This is a genomic window from Gemmatimonadota bacterium (genome assembly GCA_040388535.1).
Classification (GTDB): Bacteria; Gemmatimonadota; Gemmatimonadetes; order Gemmatimonadales; family GWC2-71-9; genus Palsa-1233.
In genome coordinates this window covers 472,679-493,582 of the sequence record JAZKBR010000002.1, presented here as the reverse complement: position 1 = coordinate 493,582, position 20,904 = coordinate 472,679, and the positions used below count along the sequence as shown (strand labels likewise).

At 59.8% G+C, this 20,904-nt stretch carries 18 protein-coding genes; 15 read left to right on the top strand and 3 right to left on the bottom strand.

What is annotated here, in order from left to right; all coding sequences use genetic code 11:
• Position 1 precedes the first annotated feature (1 nt).
• The gene (locus tag V4558_05735; GenBank protein MES2304985.1) at positions 2 to 670 is read left to right on the top strand and encodes an endonuclease/exonuclease/phosphatase family protein; all 669 of its coding nucleotides are present in this window, start codon (positions 2 to 4) and stop codon (positions 668 to 670) included.
• A 149-nt stretch (positions 671 to 819) separates the two neighbouring features.
• On the opposite strand, the gene V4558_05730 is transcribed toward V4558_05735, so the two are convergent.
• Positions 820 to 1,164, bottom strand: coding sequence for a zinc ribbon domain-containing protein YjdM (locus tag V4558_05730; protein ID MES2304984.1), 345 nt, complete (start codon positions 1,162 to 1,164; stop codon positions 820 to 822).
• 268 nt (positions 1,165 to 1,432) lie between these two features.
• Positions 1,433 to 1,729 (bottom strand): addiction module antidote protein, encoded by a 297-nt coding sequence (locus V4558_05725; GenBank protein MES2304983.1) that lies wholly within the window; start codon positions 1,727 to 1,729, stop codon positions 1,433 to 1,435.
• Between the two features lie 202 nt (positions 1,730 to 1,931).
• Here V4558_05725 and V4558_05720 point away from each other — a divergent pair, with 202 nt between their 5' ends.
• The 5 genes from V4558_05720 to V4558_05700 all read left to right on the top strand — a co-directional run bounded on the left by V4558_05720 (position 1,932) and on the right by V4558_05700 (position 4,249).
• On the top strand, positions 1,932 to 2,192 hold the full coding sequence (locus V4558_05720) for a DUF4160 domain-containing protein (protein MES2304982.1): 261 nt from the start codon (positions 1,932 to 1,934) through the stop codon (positions 2,190 to 2,192).
• A gap of 6 nt (positions 2,193 to 2,198) precedes the next feature.
• A complete protein-coding gene (locus tag V4558_05715; protein ID MES2304981.1) occupies positions 2,199 to 2,447 on the top strand; it encodes a DUF2442 domain-containing protein in 249 nt (82 codons plus the stop codon).
• Positions 2,448 to 2,458: 11 nt separating this feature from the next.
• On the top strand, positions 2,459 to 3,382 hold the full coding sequence (locus V4558_05710; GenBank protein ID MES2304980.1) for a hypothetical protein: 924 nt from the start codon (positions 2,459 to 2,461) through the stop codon (positions 3,380 to 3,382).
• Positions 3,383 to 3,516: 134 nt separating this feature from the next.
• Positions 3,517 to 3,741, top strand: coding sequence for an addiction module protein (locus V4558_05705; protein ID MES2304979.1), 225 nt, complete (start codon positions 3,517 to 3,519; stop codon positions 3,739 to 3,741).
• 154 nt (positions 3,742 to 3,895) lie between these two features.
• Positions 3,896 to 4,249 (top strand): BrnA antitoxin family protein, encoded by a 354-nt coding sequence (locus tag V4558_05700; protein MES2304978.1) that lies wholly within the window; start codon positions 3,896 to 3,898, stop codon positions 4,247 to 4,249.
• A 264-nt stretch (positions 4,250 to 4,513) separates the two neighbouring features.
• On the opposite strand, the gene V4558_05695 is transcribed toward V4558_05700, so the two are convergent.
• Entirely contained in the window at positions 4,514 to 5,176 is a 663-nt protein-coding gene (locus tag V4558_05695) for a hypothetical protein (protein ID MES2304977.1), read from the bottom strand.
• Positions 5,177 to 5,756: 580 nt separating this feature from the next.
• Between V4558_05695 and V4558_05690 the strand changes: the two genes are divergently transcribed.
• From V4558_05690 to V4558_05650, 9 genes are all read left to right on the top strand, one after another.
• A complete protein-coding gene (locus tag V4558_05690; GenBank protein MES2304976.1) occupies positions 5,757 to 6,938 on the top strand; it encodes a DUF262 domain-containing protein in 1,182 nt (393 codons plus the stop codon).
• An 8-nt stretch (positions 6,939 to 6,946) separates the two neighbouring features.
• Positions 6,947 to 7,477: a HEPN domain-containing protein gene (locus tag V4558_05685; GenBank protein MES2304975.1), complete on the top strand. Its 531-nt coding sequence runs from the start codon at positions 6,947 to 6,949 to the stop codon at positions 7,475 to 7,477.
• Between the two features lie 199 nt (positions 7,478 to 7,676).
• The gene (locus V4558_05680; protein ID MES2304974.1) at positions 7,677 to 8,174 is read left to right on the top strand and encodes a hypothetical protein; all 498 of its coding nucleotides are present in this window, start codon (positions 7,677 to 7,679) and stop codon (positions 8,172 to 8,174) included.
• A gap of 70 nt (positions 8,175 to 8,244) precedes the next feature.
• Entirely contained in the window at positions 8,245 to 8,619 is a 375-nt protein-coding gene (locus V4558_05675; GenBank protein MES2304973.1) for a hypothetical protein, read from the top strand.
• Between the two features lie 933 nt (positions 8,620 to 9,552).
• Complete coding sequence (locus V4558_05670) at positions 9,553 to 10,836, top strand: DNA cytosine methyltransferase (protein MES2304972.1); 1,284 nt, start codon at positions 9,553 to 9,555, stop codon at positions 10,834 to 10,836.
• Positions 10,837 to 10,943: 107 nt separating this feature from the next.
• Entirely contained in the window at positions 10,944 to 13,241 is a 2,298-nt protein-coding gene (locus tag V4558_05665) for a hypothetical protein (GenBank protein ID MES2304971.1), read from the top strand.
• Positions 13,238 to 14,806 (top strand): hypothetical protein, encoded by a 1,569-nt coding sequence (locus V4558_05660; GenBank protein MES2304970.1) that lies wholly within the window; start codon positions 13,238 to 13,240, stop codon positions 14,804 to 14,806. Before V4558_05665 ends, V4558_05660 begins: the two co-directional genes overlap by 4 nt.
• 294 nt (positions 14,807 to 15,100) lie before the next feature.
• Positions 15,101 to 20,332 (top strand): hypothetical protein, encoded by a 5,232-nt coding sequence (locus tag V4558_05655; GenBank protein ID MES2304969.1) that lies wholly within the window; start codon positions 15,101 to 15,103, stop codon positions 20,330 to 20,332.
• Positions 20,332 to 20,745 carry a very short patch repair endonuclease gene (locus V4558_05650; protein ID MES2304968.1) on the top strand — a complete coding sequence of 138 codons (414 nt, stop codon included), beginning with the start codon at positions 20,332 to 20,334 and terminating at the stop codon, positions 20,743 to 20,745. The genes V4558_05655 and V4558_05650 overlap by 1 nt, the downstream gene beginning before the upstream one ends.
• Positions 20,746 to 20,904 lie beyond the last annotated feature (159 nt).

The following is a 20,904-nucleotide window of genomic DNA, read 5'->3' as shown; positions in this document are numbered from 1 at the left end:
CATGCGCCTCACCTCCTTCAACCTCCGCCAGGGCGGCTCCCCTCTCCACTGGGAGGCAATCATCGCGGCGACCACGCCCGACGTGCTGCTGGTGCAGGAGAGCAAGGAATCGGGGCTGCCGCGTACGCATTGGGAGCAGGTGCCCGGCCGCCGCTGGGGATCCGCGGTTCTGCTCAAGCGCGGCAGGGTCACCCCGATTCCAATTCCCGGCTTCACCGGATGGGTCGTCGGCGGCGCGTGGCGCAATGGCTACGTCTTCTCGGTGCACATCCCGCCGATCCGGGGCAACTACCACAAGTCGGCGCACGCGCTGCTCGATCTGTTGCGGCCGATTGTCGCGGGGAGCAATGTCATTCTCGGCGGCGACTGGAACATCACTGCGGGTCGCCGTCGCGATGATGAGGCGCGCCGCACCTCAAAGCCCGATCACGAATTCCTCGATCGACTCGAACGCGATTTCGGTTTGCAGAGCGCCTGGTGCATCGGCAACCCCGGCGTGCCGCTCGCGCAGACGCTACGCTGGATGAATGCGCCGCAGACCCCCTATCACTGCGATGGGATATTCGTGAACGTGGCGAAGCGGAGAAAGGTGCGTGCGGCGCGGGTGCTGAGTGGGGCGGTGTGGACGCGGCTGAGTGATCACAATCCGGTCGTCGTCGATTGGGGGTGATGGGATGGGGAAGGGGGAAGGGGGAAGGGAGACGAATGTCATCCTGAGCGTAGCCCGCGAAGCGGGCGAAGTCGAAGGAGCGGAGCTCCGCCCCCTCGCTTCGCTCAGGGTGACAACTCCCTTCCCCCTTCCCCCTTCCCCCTTCCCCATCAAACCTTCTTAACGAACTCTGATTTCAGCCCCATCTCCCCCACCCCATCAATCCTGCAATCGATATTGTGATCGCCGTCGACGAGACGGATGTTCTTCACCTTGGTCCCCACCTTCACCACCTGCGACGAACCGCGGAGCTTGAGATCCTTGATCAGCGTCACCGTGTCGCCGTCGGCGAGCACGGTGCCGTTGGCATCGCGCACTACCAGGGCAGCCGGAATGGTCTCGGGCAGCACGGGATCCCACTCGAAGGCGCATTCCGGGCAGACCAGCAGCGGGCCGTTCTCGTAGGTGTAGACCGAGTGGCAGGAGGGGCAGGGTGGGAGCGGGGAGTCGGTCATCAGGACAGAATAACCTGACGGGAAGGGGGAAGCGGGAGGGGGGTTGTCACCCCGGGCCATCGGGCAGACGGGAGAATGGAGACGCGACGCCTGGGGTCCCCGAGGTCGTATGGGCAGGACCGCAGAGGGAACGCGAATAGTTGCTTGGCAAGTATCTCAATGTCAGGCGATTGTCCGGCCCACCCGACTTCGGAGACCCCAGGCGTCGCGTCATTGAGCACCCGCCAGGTCGACGGCCCGGGGTGACAACTCACCATGACCCAGTTCCTCACTTTTTCACCGGCACCGCCTTCAGCTTCAGGCCGAGCGCCGCGATCACTTTGAGGATCGTCGCGAATTCCGGATTGCCATTCTCGGAGAGTGCCTTGTAGAGCGACTCGCGGCCGAGGCCGCTTTCACGGGCCACGTGCGTCATCCCCTTGGCGCGAGCGATGTCGCCGAGAACCGCGGTGATGAGCTGCGGGTCGCCATCGTCGATCGCCGCTTCGAGGTAGTGCGCCATATCCGCGGGGGTCCTCAGGTGGTCGACCGGATCCCAGCGAGTGAGCTTCATTTTGGCGGGCATAATTGACTATATCCTATGGGATACAGACAAGCAAGCAGGGCTCGCGTGCCTGAAATCACGGATACCGACGGGCCGGCTCGCCACTCGGTTAGGTACCAATAAACGCGACGAGGAGATGCGATTCTGATCGCCTGGCAGCAATTGGCCGCCCGCTGCGCTCGTTCGAGCAACGCGGCGAGCGGGCTCGATGAGATGATCTCTCATGCCAGAGATCTCGCGCTTTTTCGGAATTGTGATCCGGATGTACTTCTCGGATCACGACCCACCGCACTGTCACGCCACGTACGCTGGAGAAGAGTGCCAGCTGCGCATCACACCGGTCGGCGTTCTCGGCGGCCGCCTCCCCCCGCGGGTGTTGGCACTCGTCGTCGAATGGGCTAGTCTCCACGAGGCAGAGCTGCACGCCAATTGGCGTCGGTTGCAGGCGAGTGAACCGCCGCTTCGCATTCCACCGCTGGAGTGATCCCCGATGCTCCACCCCCGCATCATCACCGCTAGCGCCGAGGGCGGCTTCCGGCTTCGGCTCGCCTTCACTGATGGCTCGTCGGCGACTCTCGATCTGGCCCCATTTGTCGAGGGCCGCGGCGGCGTATTCGAGCCGCTTCAGGATCCGGCGTACTTCGCGTTGGTGGCCGTCGATCGCGAGGCCGGAACGATCGTCTGGCCGAACGGCGCCGACCTCGACCCCGATGTGCTCTACGAGGCGGCGACGCGGTAGCACGGAGCTCAATGACCCGCGCCCTCCTTCTCTCGCTCCTCCTAGCGAGCCCCCTCTCCGCCCAGTCGCCCCCGCGCCCGCTCGAGTTCCCGCGCGACTCGGCCGTCTTCGCCGCACTGCGGCAGGCGGTTTTGCCGGTGCTGCGCCGGGAGATGGAGTGGATCGACAACGGCACCCTGCGTCGTCCGCTCCGCTTTCGCGCGCCGGCACAATCGGACTCTTTTGCCTGGCAGTGGTTCGCGCGGGAACTCAGCGACTCGCTCTTCGCACGGCCGGTGGTCGCACTCGATCGCATCGGCGGCGTGCTTTCGATCGGTCGCGCGCAACTCCACGATTCACTGCTTGAGGTTTCGCTCTCGATCGGGGCGGAATACTTCTGCGGCACCAGCCGTGGCGGTAACCCGAACGACTATTCGCTCCGCGCAGTCCGTCGGAGCGACGGCAGCTGGCCGCCTTTCCGCCTCAACCAGGAATCCGTTTTCGACGGCGGTTGTTTCGTGAAGAGCTTGAAGCCAGAGAAGATGCCGGGCGCCGCCGCGCGCATCGCGTGGATCACCGAGCGATACCCCTGTCCCCCCAAGGTGCCGCGCGAGTGGACCGCCGCCGACGCATCGCTCGGCATGGGATTTCGCTGCTCGCTCCTCGTGCTCGCGACCGCCACGCTCGAGGAAGCGCCCGCCACGCCACGCTTGCCGAAGTTCGATCCGGGCGCCACTCGCTGTGTGCGCTTGAGCAGTCATGCGATGCTTGGCTTCGGTGATTCGAAGGAACTCGAGCCCGGCGATTGGGGAGTCACCTTCTACGGTCGCAATCAGCCCGGCGTATCGGTCTGGATCGACGCCGTCAGCGGCGAGACCCGCGGCTTCCCGGTGCGGCCCTCCATGGACCCCAAGTCGAAGCCGCCGTGCAGTTCCGGCGGAGGAGATCGGCCGTGATCGCCCCGGACCGCTGCTCGCGTGGCGCCTCGCAGATCTCGACGCCGGCTGGTGCTTCGACACCCACCAAGCACGCCTTCCCTCGGCGTTTGTTTGCTCTTGCCGCAGTCGTACCACCTCGCCACCCTTATTCCATGACCAAGACACTGGCGGAGCTTTTCCGGCTTCCGGTCGCCGAACGAGCGGAAATTGCGGCAGCGCTTTGGGAGAGCGTGGCGGGGTCGCCCGAGTCCACGGGGCTGCCGTTAACTCCAGAGCAACGTGCTGAGCTTGAGCGGCGCCTCGCGGAACATGAGCGCGATCCCGACTCGGCACTCGACTGGGAAATCGTCCGCCGGCGCCTGCTGCACGAGGTGTGAAGCCTGGGATGCTGCCGTGAACTCAACGAGCTCCTGCTCGCGCTGCGCCCGCAGCCTGCCCCGCGCATCTCAGTTCCATCCAATTGCTGTCTAACGTCGCGGGGCCGCGCAGATCTCACGATCATCGGATGCCACCGAAACGAACGGAGGAGTTATGGCGAAGCGTAAGGAGCTCAAGCCGATTCCACGGTTCGCGTCCGAAGCGGAAGAGCGCGATTTCTGGGAGACCCACGACACCACGCCATACGTCGACTGGAGTCAGGCCCGGCGCGCCGTCTTCCCGAATCTCAAGCCAAGCACCACGACGATCTCACTCCGGTTGCCGACCTTCCTGCTGGCAGACCTCAAAGTCCTCGCCAATCGCCAGGACGTTCCGTATCAATCCTTGCTGAAGGTCTTCCTGACCGAGCGAGTCGCCGCTGAAACGAAGGGTGCCGGCCGGGGGGTCGCGAAGAAGCCAGCCGCGACTCGGCGCAAGCGGGCCGCGGTGGCCGTGCGGAAGAAGTAGGCGCCGCGCGGTCGGAGGCGCCAAACTCCGACGAGAGCTGTCGCCCCGGGCCGCCGGGCCGCCGGGCGGGCGGGAACGCAGAAACGCGACGCCTGGGGCCCCCGAAGTCGGATGGGCCGGACAATTGCTCAAAGCTGGGATGCACGTGCCGCACCTCGAACCATTCCCTCTGCGCTCCAGCCCATAACTACGGGATCATTTTGTTGACGCCAACAAAATGATCCGCTCCACCCCCTGCCAGCACCTCCTTCCGGCGCCGAGCGCTCACCCATCCGCCTTCCCCACATTCGCCTGCACCCCCACCACCCCCGCCACCCGCATCAACGTCTCGCCCACCGCCGTCCCGACATAATCCGCCGCCAGCATCGGCAGATGTCCGCCCAGATCCCGAAACCGCCCATGTTCTCCCGCGGCGAGCCATTCCTCGAACAGCTGCGCCGCTCGGCCCGCGTCGGTCTTGAAGAGCGAGTACATCAGCCACGGTCCGATCCAGGGGATCGCCGCGGCCAGCACCACGAGGTCATCGAACGTCGCCGAGGAGGCGAAGCGGACGATGTAGCGATCGCAGTCGCGCGGGTTGTACTCTCCCGTCGAACGCGCCGCGATCCAGCCGAGCCAGCAGGGGTAGAGCCGCCGGCGATGCAGCGTTGTTTCGAGCAGGAGCCTGGTACTCCCCGCTCGGCGGCCGATGTGGCTGAGGGTGGCTGCGGCGCGGGTGTGCGCGATGGAGAGCGGCGAGTAGCGCTCGCAGCGCTGGAGCACGTCGACCACCGAGAGTGGCGCGGGCTGTTGCCCAATGGAGCGGGTCACCCGCAGGACGGCGCCGCGGCGGAGCTGCAGGCGGTAGTACGTGTCGGCGTCTTGGTCGTAATAGATGCCGGCGAGCGAGGCGAACCAGTCGAGGAAGAGGATGTTGTCGAGATGCATTGGGACGATCCTGTCGCGGTCGAGCCGTCTCGTGCGCGCATCCCCCGGAGTCGGGGAGCCACCGTGACGCTCGGGCGAGCGGTCGGTTGGCAGGTGGCGAGCGTGCCACCATTCGAGATGCCCGGGTCGCCAAGACGGAAGCGAACCGTGCGGGGAGGTTAGCAGGAGAAGGGAGGAGGGAGAAGGGGCTTGCAGGAAGGAGAGGCAGGCGCGACCCTTACATAGTCACGCACCACCGCCCGACTGTCACACCCGTCCCCGAGCTTCCCAGGCTGAGGACGGCCCCCGCACCCTTTGGGACAGAGGCTAGCACTTAAATGCTGTCCGAGATCACGCGAGAGCGGGTGGACGAGCTCGTGCGGCTCCTGCGCGCTTCCGAGCATTCGGGCTTCGAAGCAGGGGCGAGCGTGAAGCCGGTCCCTGTCGCAGTAGTAAGGCCCTGAAAGTACCCGGAGTACTCGCCGGTCATTGCCGAGACTCTCCGTCCAACGTGTTGCTGAGCGGGACCGGGAGGGTTGTCGTGGACGGCTCTGCAGCACAATTGCTAGTTAGGTCCTAATAACGGCACAATCCTCTAGAAGTGAGTCACGAGATGCCGAGTTCAGTGAAGGAATGGTACGACGATTACGCGGCCCAAGAAGGTGATGACGAATTCGATATTGACGAGTACGAACTTACGTCAACGCCCAATGACTTCAACGTACTCACGATCAATAGTTTCATTGAATCCGGGGCCGTTGTCATTCCTGGTTTCCAGCGAAACTATGTGTGGGACATCAAACGCGCTTCGAAGCTCATCGAATCGCTCATCCTTGGATTGCCGGTTCCTCAGATCTTCCTGTATGAGGAGGCCCGGAATCGCTTTCTCGTCATTGATGGGCAACAGCGCATGATGTCTATCTACTACTTCATGAAGGGGCGCTTTCCGCGCAAAGAGAAGCGTTCAGAGCTTCGGACAATTTTCGCTGAGCGTGGACAGATTCCCGAGTCCGTTTTGCACGATGATGAGTATTTTACTCCATTCAAGCTCAGCCTTCCGCATTCGCTCCCAGGTCGCACAAACAAATTCCGGAATCTGAACTATCAGACGTTAGAGGAGTATCAACCCCAGTTCAACCTGCGCCCAGTTCGCAACATAGTTGTGAAACAGACGAAGCCCAGTGATGATGACTCGTCTGTTTACGAGATCTTCAATCGCCTCAATACAGGTGGGATCAACTTGCGTCCTCAGGAGATCCGCACAAGTCTCTACCATTCCGCATTCTATGACTTGCTCTATCGAATCAATCTGGATCCGCGCTGGCGCCGCGTCGTGAGCCTTCCGGAGCCTGATCTTCACATGAAGGATGTGGAAGTGCTACTTCGGGGGTTCGCGATGTTGCTTGAGTGGCGGAACTACAAGCCATCGATGGCGCGTTTTCTCAATAATTTCTCAAAGAAGGCGAAAGTCTTCGATCTGGCAAAAATCGACTCACTGAACGCTCTGTTCGATGCGTTTCTGGAGGCTTGCAAGGACCTTCCGGCCGACGCGTTTGTGAGCACGCGTACGCGGCGCTTTAGCATTGCGCTCTTTGAGGCGACGTTCTCGGCAATCATGGCCACGGCTTACTCCGGCGGCCTCCCGGAAGTCGGGCTAGTGTCAGCGACTAAACTGCGTCAATTGGACGCCGACCCCGCCTTCATTGAGTCATCAGAGAAGGCAAGTGCGGACAAGACGAACGTTGACAAGCGTCTTGCACGTGCAACAATTCTGCTCGCATAGGTGTATTCATGAGCACGAGCATCGTCGCTCAATTGCACGACGACTTTCTTGCGCTAACTAGTGTGATCGATGCGAGCGTCGAACCGTCTCTGGCGATCACCGCAAATGATGTCTTTCGAAAATCGCTATTGCTCGCTGCGGCTAGTGAGTTTGAGCTTGCGATCACCTCGGTGATCACCGCCTTCGCCGAAACCGAGGCTGGAGGCTCGTCGCCACTCGTAGCCTTCGTGCGCAGCAAAGCGCTTGCGAGGCAGTACCATACACTGTTCAAGTGGGATGCCGCCAACGCAAACCAATTTTTCGGGCTATTCGGCGATGAATTCAAACGGCACGCGAACGCAGCGATTGGGGCTGACGCTGCCCTTAAGGACGCCATTGCGAGTTTTTTGCAGCTGGGCGACGAGCGCAATCGATTGGTTCATCAAGGATTCGGCACCTTCGTCCTCGAGAAAACGGCCGATGAGATATTTGCGGCCTACGCGCGGGCGTCACTGTTCGTGGCGCGATTGCCTGACCTGCTGGCCACGTGCCCGCGATGAAGGGCAGGAGACTCAGCGTGCTGGCTCGATGTAGGATCGCGACCTAACACGCGCTTGCCGCCGACGAGGCCAAGCCGGTTCGGCCACCGTGATGTATTCTCCACTTATGGACTGCGGCGGCAACGCCACGCCCCGCGGCAGAAGCGCCGAGCCGTTAGGCGGCAATCATTTCCGGTACCGGTCGTTCGCGGAGTTGATCATGGCCCAAATCATGTTTGACAATCCCAACGCTCCGGAGCAGCCGGCCAAAGGCGTGTATCGCTGGTTTTACCGGCACGCTGATGGTGAGGTGACGATCTATGTTGGTTGCGCCGGGAATCGTGCTAAGACGGTTGGTGCACCTAGTACGCTTAAGCGCGGTGTTCAAGAAGCGCAGCGAAGTTGTGTATCCAGCGACAAGGGCAAGCGGCTTGACACCGACTTCGTGGTCGGCACGGCGCTGCACTATCTGAAGCAACAGGGCCACGATTGTATTTGGCAACACATCTCCGATAACCCTACCGAAGAGCGCTCCATTTGCCGGAAGCTCAATCCCTTGCTCCAATCCGGCGCGTCCAACATTCATTCGCACTTGCGACTGATGAAGCCAGGCGGCGCGACTTGGGCGGGCACTGACGTCCTTCTCGCAGAGCAGCATTTGCTGGACGCGTTGCGGGCCCATTTCGGAGCCATCCCTGGTGCGAGGCCAGCCGTCTAACTCGCGCTTGCTGCCGTCGAGGCCAAAGCGGTCGACACTCTTCCTATGAACGGCTTGAGGTAAGGATTCGATGCACGACCTACCTTCTGCAGAGCAATACCGGAAAGCGCCCTACGAGCTCAAACACGCGATTGCACCGAAGCACAAGAAACTGCTCCTTCGGCACTACGAATTTCCCGCGCACACGGCCACCGCCACCGACCTGGCGGCGGCAGTGGGATACCCCAACTACAACACGATCAACCTGCAGGACGGACAGTTCGGCCTGCGATTGGCGGAGCGGATGAATTGGGAAATTCAGGCTGGGGCTCAGGCAGCTTTCGTGATCGCTTCTTTCGTCGAACCGGATGAAGACAATCCGCACTGGCGTTGGCTGATGCATCCAGAGCTCGCCGAGGCGCTCCAAGCTTTGGATTGGGTCAAGAAACCGGGAGCGTCAATGTGACCCGATCCGAGCGTGCCAGCCAAATCTGGGCAGTCTTAGCGTGGGCAGCCAGAGGTCGGCAGAGCCTTACATACGGACAGTTGGCGAAGTTGATAGGCGTGCCCACAGCAGGGCTCGGCCAACTACTCGAACCGATCCAGTCATACTGCCTCCTCCGTTCATTGCCGCCGCTGACGGTCTTGGTGGTCCAACAGGAGTCCGGCCTCCCCGGGCCCGGGTTTACCGGCGCCTCGGCCGAGGATTTCGCTGGCGCGCAGGCGGCGGTGTTTGGGTACGACTGGCTAGGGCATGGGAATCCACAATCCGAGCTCCTTGAAGCGGCGGTGAAGGAATTACCATCGAACGGAAGGCTGCAGCTCAGCCCTGACTGAACGGAGCTCGTGTTATGTCAGGCCAATTGGGAAAGCGCGTTACCGGGGTCGGGCTTGCGCGGCAATGGAAGGTCCTTGTGAAGCACGCGCTCTATCATAAGGACGGGGTTTGGTACAACAATTTGGAAAGGTTCCCAGGCGCCCTCTTCGATCCGAATGGCTACGTGGTCTTTGCGTCAGAGGACGCATGGCGCCGCTGTCCCTATCTGTCAATTGGAAAGGAGACGAATGTCAGGGCTGGAATCGCTGCGATTCCAGGGTACATCAAGCGATCCTAGCGCCCCAAGTGTTGATCTCCTCAGGCAGCCAAAGCTCTATCGCTTGTGATCCCGAGTCGTGGGCTAGCGGGGAGGTGACCCTGTTAGGGAAGCGGGGCGATTGCCGCTAACTTTTTCACCCGAACGCCTCACCACCTATCCGAATGCCAGCGATCAGGTTCCTAGCATTCGCGCCAAGCCATTGGCGGGGCTGCTGAAGCTGAGGCCATCTGGACGATCTCCGAGTGCGCCGCATTTCAGAGACCATCTATGCTCGTTCTTGATTTTGGAGTGCTCAAGACACCATGCTGACCGACAAGCTCACGTTCATTGATCTATTTGCTGGCTGCGGCGGAATGTCGCTGGGACTTGAGCAGGCTGACTTCCAGCCCGTTTTCGTCAATGAGCTGAACCCTGACGCCCTCGAAACGTGGATGCGCAATCGAAGGGAAATTGCGCCGTGGATCGAGGAGTATGGACTGTCGGTTAATGATGTCCGGAAACTGACGAAGCACTCCAAAGCACTGCACGACTTGCAGGCGAAGCTTGACACAGAACTCGGGATTAAGGCGGGCGAGATCGATTTGCTGGTCGGTGGCCCACCGTGCCAAGGTTTCTCTGGGATTGGGCACCGGCGATCATACTCGGTCGCGAAGGAAGACCTTCCAGCAAATCGACTCTTCGAAGACATGGCGACTGCGATTCAAGGGCTGCAGCCAAAGGCATTCGTCTTTGAAAATGTCCGGGGCTTGCTAAATGGCAGGTGGACGCCGTCCGGTAGGCCTGGGCAAATCTGGGAAGACGTCTATCAAACTTTCAAGAGCCTAGGGACATACCAGATCGCAGCGCAGTTGATTTACGCGAAGGACTATGGCGTGCCGCAGAATCGCCCGCGTCTCATACTTGTCGGGTTGAGGAGGGACATCAGTAATCTCCCAGGAAGCGAGTCTGAGTTATCGAATGACGCCGTGGACCGCGGGTTCTTGCCGAGTTCGATCAAGGCCGAGCCCCCACATCTGGGCGAACTGCTCGGCGACTTGGTTGATCCGGACTACCAGAACGGTGGGGCCACGGAGGCTTATCCCAATGCGGCGACCGGCATCCAACGGCGTTTTCGAACCCCTCGTGATGGTGGACCTGTTAGCCGGAAAGGCTCAGCAGTAGAAGAGCACCAATACAGCAACCATTCGGCGAAAGTGGTCGAGAAGTTTGAGGCGATGTTGGCGGGCGATGGCCGTGTTCCCGCTCGTTTCGCAACAAAGAAGTTTGCGCAACGCGTGTTGCCCGAGAATTGGGATGAGGGCGTCGGGCCCACTATCACGGCCACCTCGCTGCCGGATGACTACGTTCACTTTTCCCAACCAAGAACGCTGACGGTAAGAGAGTGGGCTCGACTACAGGGCTTCCCTGATTGGTACCAGTTTTCCGGGAAGCGGACAACCGGTGGGCTTCGCCGCGCCGGTAATCCGCGGCTGGGCGTCTTTGACAGAGAGTTGCCTAAGTACACACAAATAGGCAACGCAGTGCCAGTTCAGCTTGCGTATCAGATCGGAGTTCATCTTCGCGACATCCTTCACGGGAAGCGCTAATGCCCCCTCTCCCAGATCGGCCGCCAGAAGATGTTATCGCCTTCTTCAAGGAACGCGGGGTGGCCTGCGGCATTCTAGTTCCGACGGATACTGGACTTTCGAAGTCTGTGCTCGATGCTCCGCATTCTTTGCGAGAGTTCCTCTCGGATCAGGCTGTCCACGACTACGGACGTCAAGGGAAAGGGCCAGATTCGAAAATCACAACTACCGCCTGGTTCGTTGGGTCAGCAGAGCTTTCGCGAACGGTTGCGACATTATACCGACCGAACAGCGGGGACGGCGATCCGAGAATCTGGTTCAAGTCACTCCCCAACTATGCTAAGGCCGGCAACGTACTCTCGGTCTTGGTAGTCCGGGGCGATCTCGTTGTGGTCAATGCTAGCGATCAATCGCTCATGGCGACGGCAGATGAAATTGGCACACCGCTACACAACATCTTGCATAGCGCGCAGGGGGTTTCGGGAACCACCGGTGTCGTCGTCAACCCATTTCTCGAAAGGCTCCTCACTTTGCAACAAGACGGTACCGGCGCAATAAGTGCCCCGTCGTCGTGGAGCGAACTGCCAGTTCTGGAAATTTCCGAGACCGTTACCTACCGATCGGTCGATCGAATGCTGAGTCACTTGGCGGCCGATCCGTCTGTGCCAGCCTGGCATTTCTTTGTCGGGTCACCAGGGAATGGGAAATCCGCCGCGACTGGCCGCCTCGTCCGTGAATTGGTGCAGCGGAAGTGGAGAGCGTTGGACGAGTTCGATCACCCGATTCTTGAAGCTGCGCCAAGAAACCTTCCGGTCTCGATCCGGCTCATTCCGCCGGACTCCGAAATTCCGAGCCTGTACATCGTGCAGGACGCGTCTGTAGTCTCGGACCCGTATTCGGCCATGCCAGACCCGGCGAAGGATTTTGCACAGGTCTTGGAATCGGCGCGACAAGCAGGGGCCTCGGTGTGGGTGTGCGTGAACCGCGGCATTCTCGAGCAGGCGGGAAACCATGCTCTTGAAGGCACGCTTAAGTCGATGCTCGTCGATCTAGCGGCAGCTCGAAACTCGGGCGATCCAAGAGATGTCCTGCTGCTCGAGCGCTCTGTACTCCTATCTTGGGATGCCCTCGATTCCCATTCCCTAATCCGTTCATCGGACAGGGAATTCCGTAGTTTAACCAACGCAGCTACCTCACCCGACAACTGGTCTGTGTGTAGCACCTGTCCGTCTGCAAGGGTTTGCCCATTCTTCGGCAACCGCGAACTGCTTTCCACAACGGCTGGGATGGATCGGTTCCTAACGCTGGTCGGGGACGCCGAGCTTCTAAGCATGCAGCCAGTGGTGTTCAGGGAGGCTCAGGCGCTGCTTTCAGTGATACTCGCTGGAGTTCCGCTCGACTACGGCACGAGCGGGCCTTGCGAGTGGGTCCATGAGCGGAACGCACGAGACGAAATCTTCTCACTCGCGTCCCGCCGGCTACCGATGATGCTGTTCGCCGCGGTTGAACCGCTGGGTATTGCTTCCTCCGAGGCAACGGCCTCTGACATTGACAGACTTGGCGCGCTGCTGACTCTTGCTGGCGCGAGTGCTCGACTTCCTCAGTCCAACCTGATGCCGTCGGTAGATGTCGGTGTTCCACGCCTAATTGGGCCTAACGGGTGGCTGCGACGACTCGACCCGTTCAAGGGGCCGATTCACAATGACCTTGATGGTTGGGAAGTAATCTTCGCCGGTCTGGACGACCCAAGCTGGGCACCAGCGTTGGTTGGAGATTTGGAACGCAGGCTTCTGGCCGCATGGGAGAAGATTGAGCAGTACCTGGCTGCGCAGCGCGCAGATTTGGCAATGTCGACGCTAGTTCACAGGTGGCGCTCGGCGTTTTCGATTCGATACGGCGCATTCGCGCTCGGACGTCACTGGTTCTCGGCGGAACTTGGTGACTTTCGTCATGCCGTGGGTCTTGGTGAACCGTTGTCAGACGCGGAACGGGACAGTCTGGCCATGGAGCTACAAGCAATTCTTCAGGAAGGCGCGAAAGGGATTCGACTCACCCTCGCCGCGGAACTTGGAGGTGACTGGGCGAATAGTCGGCTCGCACCGGAGATTCGCGACGACAATGAGGCAGGGCTTCCCAGGTTGCATGTGGTGTTTGGTGGTTCCGCGCCGCTTACGGTGAGCACGGAGTCTTTCTGTTGGCTCCAATATCGGAGGAAGACTGGATTGATGCTCTGGACGATGCCGCAGCAGATCGCGGAGGCGGGCAGGCTTGCCTTGCAGAGAGCCGCATCGCAGGGCGGTTACTCCAGGAGTGTTGAGCAGCGGCCACCGCGAGTCTCGCTAGTGATTCAGCGTCCGTCCAACAGTGCATGGACGTTGACTCGCTATGGAAGCGATAAAGTGGTGCTCGATGGGGACGTCATATGATCGACAGCGCCGTGTTCGAGGCCATACCATTCACGGTCACAAGGAACGAAGTCGAACCGCACGCAGCTTATAAGGAGAGTTTCTTTGCCGTTCCGACAACAGGATTGCGGAACGCTCCAGAGGAATTGGTGCTAGAGCTCTTCCGCGAGGTCTTCTTCGGGGCGAATCGACATACGGGTACTCCCGTCGACACCAAACAACGAAATCTCGACCCGGACACCCTTCTGATAGGCAACGAGGCGCGAGCTGTTCTCTACTCCTTACGGGGTCGCACTAAGCGGAGGGCGAGTGCAACCAAATCCAACCAAACCAATCATTATTACGCTCCGGCATTTCCCCGGTTGGCTGCGCACGGGTGGTTTCGAAAACAGTCAGATGTCGCGCTGAGGCAGCTGTTGCTGGATGGGGCATTGGCGAGCTCATTGTCGCCGAGTGATCGACAGCGAGAAGCGAATGAGCTAGCGAACCAGACAGTAGTGGCACTGGATGGTGGGGCGCTCGAGCCTCGCGATTTGCTGCATATTGCTGCAAACGCTGCCGAATTACCTCCAGAAATGTTCGGGACAGAACAAGCGACGTCCTGGCTTGCCGAACGTTTTCAGAGATCAAAGTTCGCAATTCCGTCTGGGCTGAACGGATCGTCGCCAGACGGCTTGGCAATACACATAGCCAATGATTGGAGAGCCATCTGTCGCCTTGAGCCGAAGATCCCACGGCTCGAATGGATCCAGGTCCTCAAGGCGTTTCTCTGTGTTTCGGCAGGCATGTGGCTTCTTGCACAGATGCGAATGACAGCGATTGTTCGCGATGCGCTTCGAGAAGGGCTTTGCGGTGGACCACTTCCGGACCCGGAAGGTTTCTCCGCTCGAATTGGCTCGCGCAACATCGGACTACTCGACCCGACCGAAACATTGTGTAATCCGATTCCAACGCGCGTGGCGGAGTTTATGGCCGCACGAGTCGAGCTGAATGCGCTATTGCATGCGGGCGCGGCGAACGGCTCAGTGGCGCAGGTGCTTGAAGGGCGGATCTTGTCCACTTTCGCCGGAAGCGGACTTCTACCTGTTACCGAACTCTCCCGAGCGTTACAGGAGGCGTTTCCCGGAGAGCAGGGGGAGGAACTTCTCCGAGGGGTGCAGCGAGCCTCCGAAGGTGCGAAGGCCTGGCGTGACCCGCTCGCGCAGGGGACGACAGGAAACAATTTAGACGAGTTCTTGCGAGTCCTGACTGACGATAGGGCCGATAGCACGGACAATGGTTTCCTACTTCACCGTGCTCCGACGGTACAGCGGCTCTACCGCGTCTTCCCATCGAGCAGGCTGCTATCGCTCTTCGCCCATCTGGCAGCCGTAGACCAAGATGGCAGGGTAGCCAGGGTGGTCCCCCTCTCCCGAATCGAGCGGCACTTCGGGGAATACGGCATCGACTTTGCGCGAGCAGGCGGTGCTCGGACTGACTTGATAAAACGACTTGAGCAGCTCGGTCTTTTGCGAGGGGCCCCGGACGCGGGCTCGGCAGTGATGGTGTCCGTCGAGTATACCTCGAGTGTCGGGGGAGGCAACTAGATGTCAGTCAATCCGCTCGTAAAGGCGATGGCTGGGGTTGCCGCTTCAATGGCTGAGAATGGGATGCGAGAGTTTCGGATTGTCATCCCCTGCCCGACTGAAAGGGTGGCCGTCGAGCTCCATGCCATGTTGAGGTCGTTACGACTCCCCTCATACCGGGTTCTTCTGCCGGGCTCGACTGAGGGTCCGAGTGAGACCGATCAACGGCTCCTTCCTGAGTCGCTGACAACAGTTCGCGAGGGAAGCTTCCTTTTGGTCTTGATGCCTGGGACGCTCTCCCACCTTCAGGACAGCATGTCCGGAACGGGCGGCGCGATCAGGTCGGTTGCCTTTGCCAACGAATGGCCCTGGGCTCCGGGCGGCCAGTCCGTTTTTGATTTTGACCAAGCCGTTCTCCCCTCGTGTGTCGCGGCCTGGGGGTTCACCAACCCTGTCTGGGAACGACTCTGTATCGATGTGATTCAGGCGGTGGTTCACGACTTGGAGCCCTGGCAAGAAGGGAGGGCAGCGTTTCTCTTCGACAAGCTCCTCTCGAAGGCCTGTCCACCTGATATTTCGGACATTGCCCGGATCGAATATCTGTGCTACGCGATCGGAATCCCGAGAGACAGTGCGTCAACAACGCCGGATGGGATTCGGGACCACATTCAAGCGTGCCGTCAGGTCGTGGGCAAGACACTTCTTACACGGCTTCGTGAACCCAACATCCGTGGAATTGTGTCAGAGCGCGCGCGCACCGTTGCTGCAGAACTAGAGCTCGATGTCGATCTACTTCAGGAAACCATCTCCCGCTTTTTGGATCGCCTTGGCGCGCTGGCCATGCAGCCAGCGGGCGTACTCGCCCTGACTCAGGGACTCCAAGCTTCTGAGGACTGGTCAATAGACGACTGGGGCTTGCTCTCGCTTGCAGTGCTTAGACGGCTATTCCTTGATGAAGCGACTATCGGCTCGGAGGAGCTCGAGGCGTCGATAAGTTGGCATGGCTGCGAGTCGGGTGCCTGCTTCATCAGCCTTACTGGAAAAAGCATGGCTTGCACAGAAGTACAGAATCCCACACTCAAGATCAGGCTAACCGGGCCAGTCGGGCGATATGAAGTCGTCGCGTCAGTGGGGCGACGTACTCTGGGAAGAGCCGAGACGACGGTACCCCAAGACGCATTCGAAATGCAGCTCGACTTGGCTGGCCTAAAGGCAAAACTGAAGCAAGTCGTAAGGGTCGACGTGAGTTCCTCAAGTGGGCGATTTCGGTCCGAAATGACCCTATTCCTCATTTCGTGTACGACGACGCCACTCGTCATTTCGGAGAGAACGGTAGCTGGGGGCTCCGACAAGGTCGAACTCCTTCAGTTGTTGCCTGAGGTTGGGGAGCTTGGGTCGATTCCTGCGGACCATGGCACGACGCTTCACTTCCCTCCCTTCAGGGAACAAGTGCTGACGCACGCCGAGTTCGATGGAACGTCGTCGGAGCTAGCAATGGTCACTGATCGGTTTCCAATGCTTTCGCTCGGTGCTAAGGGGTTTTCGATCGCTGGCAATGGAAGCGTGCTTTCGGTAAGTATTGATGGGGAGCCCTTTGCCGGCCTACTAGTGGGCGGTGACAGGCGACGAGGTCCTGCCACAGTACACGACGCCCTACTGCACGCTCTTCGGCATGGCAGCCGTCAGCGCGTTTCAGAAGCCCATGAGGTCTTCACGAACAAGCGATCCAGCGACGCGTTCATAGGAACGCCGCGCTCGCAAGCCTACCAATTCTTGATTGAGTTGGCTTCGGTGTTCGAGCATGGTGTTTCGGAAGAATCCGTTTTGCCGGTCCTGATCAACTTCAATTCAGTCAGCTACGCCTCGTCGCACGTCCACGTGCATGGTGTGATACGGTATCTCAATGACACTACACTCGCGTCCCTGCCGGCAGCTCTCAGGATCGAGGAACCCCAGTCCCTGGAAGATCGGGCACTCCTAGTTGATTATGCTACAGCCCGTGCGACCTTCATGGGAATAATTCAGACTCAGTTCAGTAGCAGTACGTCTGCCGGACGAGCCTTGTATGCGTCCCTCCCGCTCTTTCATCCTGATCCATCCTCGCGGGCGGCGGTCGAAGCCGCGCTGGAAGGTTATCTAGAATCGTACAGGCGAATACTCCATAGTCTTCGTGGGGCCGCGCAGAGCCGGAGCTATTCCCATCAATTCCTGTTCGCGAACCTCGATTGCGTCGTGCATGTCGGGTCCGGGCCCCGCTGTGCTCTGCTCGGACCATGGCACCCGCTTGTCGTAGCCAGCCGGTATTTCACGCAAGCGAACATTCTGCAACTCATCGCAGAAGCAGGTCCAGATCCCGACGTCAGATTGTTGGTCGAAGTCTTTGCCAGGGTAACGTCCTTTCGCTGGATGCCTGGCCTCGGGCCGGATACCCTTCCCGTTCCGTTCTACTCCGGGCCTACGGAGGATGCGGGCTGGTATGCTGTTGCGGAATCAAAAGGTGAGTCGCTCGATCAGGCTCAACACTTGATCATGAACGCATTTGGGGTCGAGGCGAGCCTGGCTCCGGAGCCGGCCGGTGTCGACATCGCGAAGTACCTCGAACTCTACATGCGGGCGTTTCCGTCACGGCGCGCCATCGTTGCTAGGGTTGATGGGTCCTACGATGAGGAGCGAGTAATGGACTTGGTGCGTCCGTTCCTCTTCGATTCCGATGGCAATTCCACCAGTAGGGCTCAATCGTTACCTGGTGGTATTCACTTGCACATCCCTGGAGTGGTGCCGAGCGAGGACAACAGTCCGAGCTGGACTGAACCTCCTATTTGTATTTATTCCGGGGTGAGTGACATGGAATCCCGTGTCGATCTCGTGCTGGCGGGTTCAAAGGCACACCCAGACTTTGAGCCGATAGCCGATGTGAGCGCTCGGCTAACAGTCGCGAGGGGGCGCGGAGATTCATGCATTCTGATGATCCCATCGCGCGAAGTGGCCGCAGGACTGCATACAGTACCTAGCTCGGCGTCCGATGAAACAAGCTCGTTGGACCCCGAAGCAACCGGAGCATCTGGGGCGTTTCTGGCTGCCCTTGTCGGCGCGCAAGAAGCGGGAGGTGCACTAAGGTCCACTAAGTGGCGGTTGCCTGTTGATGGAACCGATCATGCTCGTTGGGTTGTCATTCCCGGCGGGCACGCCGATCCGGCGGTGCTGTTGAAATGGAGCCGTGCCTCACTAGCCAATCCAGGGAAAGAGAGATTCCTCTGGGACTATCGAATCTCACCTACCGGTGGATTTGAGTCATTCTATATCATCTCGGCTTTACCGCGTGGTTTCACTGACCTCATCCAGGGGTCGTTTCTACCTACGTCGGCGGCCGCTGAAGACGCGATGCGAGTATTGGTCAGCATCGGGATTGGCGTGGGAAACGAGACATACCGAAGCCGCACAAGTGCACTGGGTGTGATCGGGTTGATCGGGGCTGCACGAGTGGTTGAAAGCCTGCGCGGCAATTGTGATGATCAGTCCACTGTGATTGTCCTTCCTGTAGACTCTTTCACTGACGTGCTAGGGAAGGACGGAGTCCAACCGAGAGACGACCGCGGCGAGGCCACGGACCGACGATTCTGCGATTTGTTGGCGATTCATATCCAACTTGCTGGGTCGGAGACGGGACCCTTGAGTCTTCGCTTCACCGGCATCGAAAGTAAGTACAGGAACCGAGAGATTTCGCTCGCGGAGGCGACTGCTTTTGCCGGACAGGCTCAGGTCACGGTAGATCGCGTCGAAATGCTCGCTAGGCGAGGTGCGAGTAGTTCGGCGCATAGATGGGTCATCGCCAAGCTCGTTGAGCATGGTCTTCGCCTTGGACAAATCCCGCCGCTGGTTCAGAGAGAGATTCTTGGCGCCATTCTTCGTGGTGAGTATCAGGTGCGGCAGGCGAGGACCAAGGCGCTGCTTGTATCAACTGAAGAGGGTCGCACGGATTGCCGTCCCCAGGCCATTCAGTTGGTAAACGGGTGCGATGCCTGGTGGGTGAAGCTGGGCCCCTCTCACTTCCCCCGCATGTTGAATGACGGTGCGTTCTCTGAAGCCATTGTTGGGATCCCAAGGTTCTGCGAGGCGCTAGTGGCCTCGTCAGCTGCGGCTAACGTCTCTGCTGCCCCAGGCGTGGGTACGGATCCAAGTTCCACTCATGTCCCGGTGGCACTCGACCCGGCGCCGATCACCGGAGCAGGTGAAATCCAAGCTAGCCCTGTACTGGACGCTGTGGTGTTTGCGCTTCCCCGCGCTGGGTCCCGCGCGTCACTCGGGATCACCGAGGATCACGAGATTGTGGCTTTCGACACCGAAGATATTGGACAGGGGGTAGAGAATTACAACCTGATGGTTACTGGATCGTCTGGTAAGGGTAAGACACAGCTGATCAAGTCGATTGCGGTGCAGTTGGCAGAACGAAATCTTCCACTGCTCTTTCTCGATTTCAAGAATGACTTTGCGAGTGACCAGGAGTTCCTACGGCAGGCGAGCCTCGAACCGCAATGGATTGCTCACGATGGGCTCCCATTCAACCCGATGATTCCCGCTGCCTCGACGCACCCTGGGACCGGGGAGTCTTACTTCGATTTACCACAACATATCTCGGGAGTACAGGCTGCCCTGCAACGAGCGTACGGTCTCGGCGAGCAGCAGGCGGGTAACGCGTTACGAACGGCAATGAGGAAAGCATACCTAGAACGAGGAGTAAATCCATCCACCAGACCAAGTGTTGCGGAACTTGTCGAGTGGCCGGATTTCAACGACATCGCGCGCGAACTCGAGGCGGCCGACCCGAAGGCCTTCACCCGGCTGACACCACTGTTCGACCTCGGGATTTTCCGCAATAGATTTCGGGATGTGCCTTTCGGTTCACTGCTTTCGAGAAAGTTGGTCCTTGACCTGAGTCAGATTCAATCCCAGCGGGTCAAGGAGACCCTTGCGCACCTGCTGATCTACTCTGCCCATCGTTACCTAAACGCGCAAGAACACGCTACGACGCTTAGGGAGTTGATCGTAATTGACGAGGCACACTGGGTGCTCGACTCACCTGACCTCGAGGCATTCACACGTGAATGCCGTGCGTATGGGGTTGGCGTTCTACTGTCCAGTCAAAATCCCGGTGACTTCCCACCTACGGTCCAATCAAACCTTGCAACCAAAATCATCCACGGCAACGGACCGGATGCTACGCGGGTCTCCGCTATTCGGCAATTGACTGGGTTGCCCGATGCACTTTCGAAACGGATTGCGGCGCTTTCGGAGTTCTGCGCGATTGTTACCGCTGGTACGCGACCAGCGAAGTTCGTCGAGACCATAGGATATGGCCAGCTATTACTTCTCCGGCGGATGGGGAGCGAGGAAAAGGGGGCCCTCCTGGCGGAACTGCAGGAAGTAAGCGGTGTAATCCCGAGTCGGGTGGACGAGGCGGTGAAGCGACTGATTCGCGTTGGGCTCGCGACTGAAGTGAATGAGCGAGTTATGGCGACGCCCGACGGGCGCAAAGCGCTCAACCGCTAATGCTCGCGGGTCCGGTTGCTGTCACCCCTGGCCGCGCTCGGACCATGGCCTCGATCCGAGGCAAGGGGAACGCGAGCACCGAGCTTCGTTTGGCCGCCGCTTTGCGGTTGTTCAGGATGTCCGGCTGGCGTCGCCACCTCCCACTGCCCGGTAGGCCCGATTTCGCATGGCCGGGTTCCAAGGTCGCGGTTTTTGTTGATGGATGCTTCTGGCACGGATGCCCGAACTGCTATCAGGCGCCCCGACATAACCCGGAGTTCTGGAAGGCAAAGGTCGAAGGGAACAGACGACGCGATCGCCGTGTCGCGCGCCAGCTTCGGGCTTGCGGCTGGAAGGTCCTACGGATCTGGGAATGTCGACTAGGAAATGCCGGGACGCTTTCAAGGCTACGCCGAGCTCTGGGGCGAAGTTAGGCCGCAACCTCCGTCACAAACCAGCTCCCCTCGATCAACACCGCCCGAATCCGCGCCTCATTCTCATGGCTAGCCTCCCCCCACAGCACCACCCACCCCCGCCCCTGGTAATTCCCGGCGTCGCGGTAGCGGTACTCGAAGCGGCAGCGGGGGCGGGGC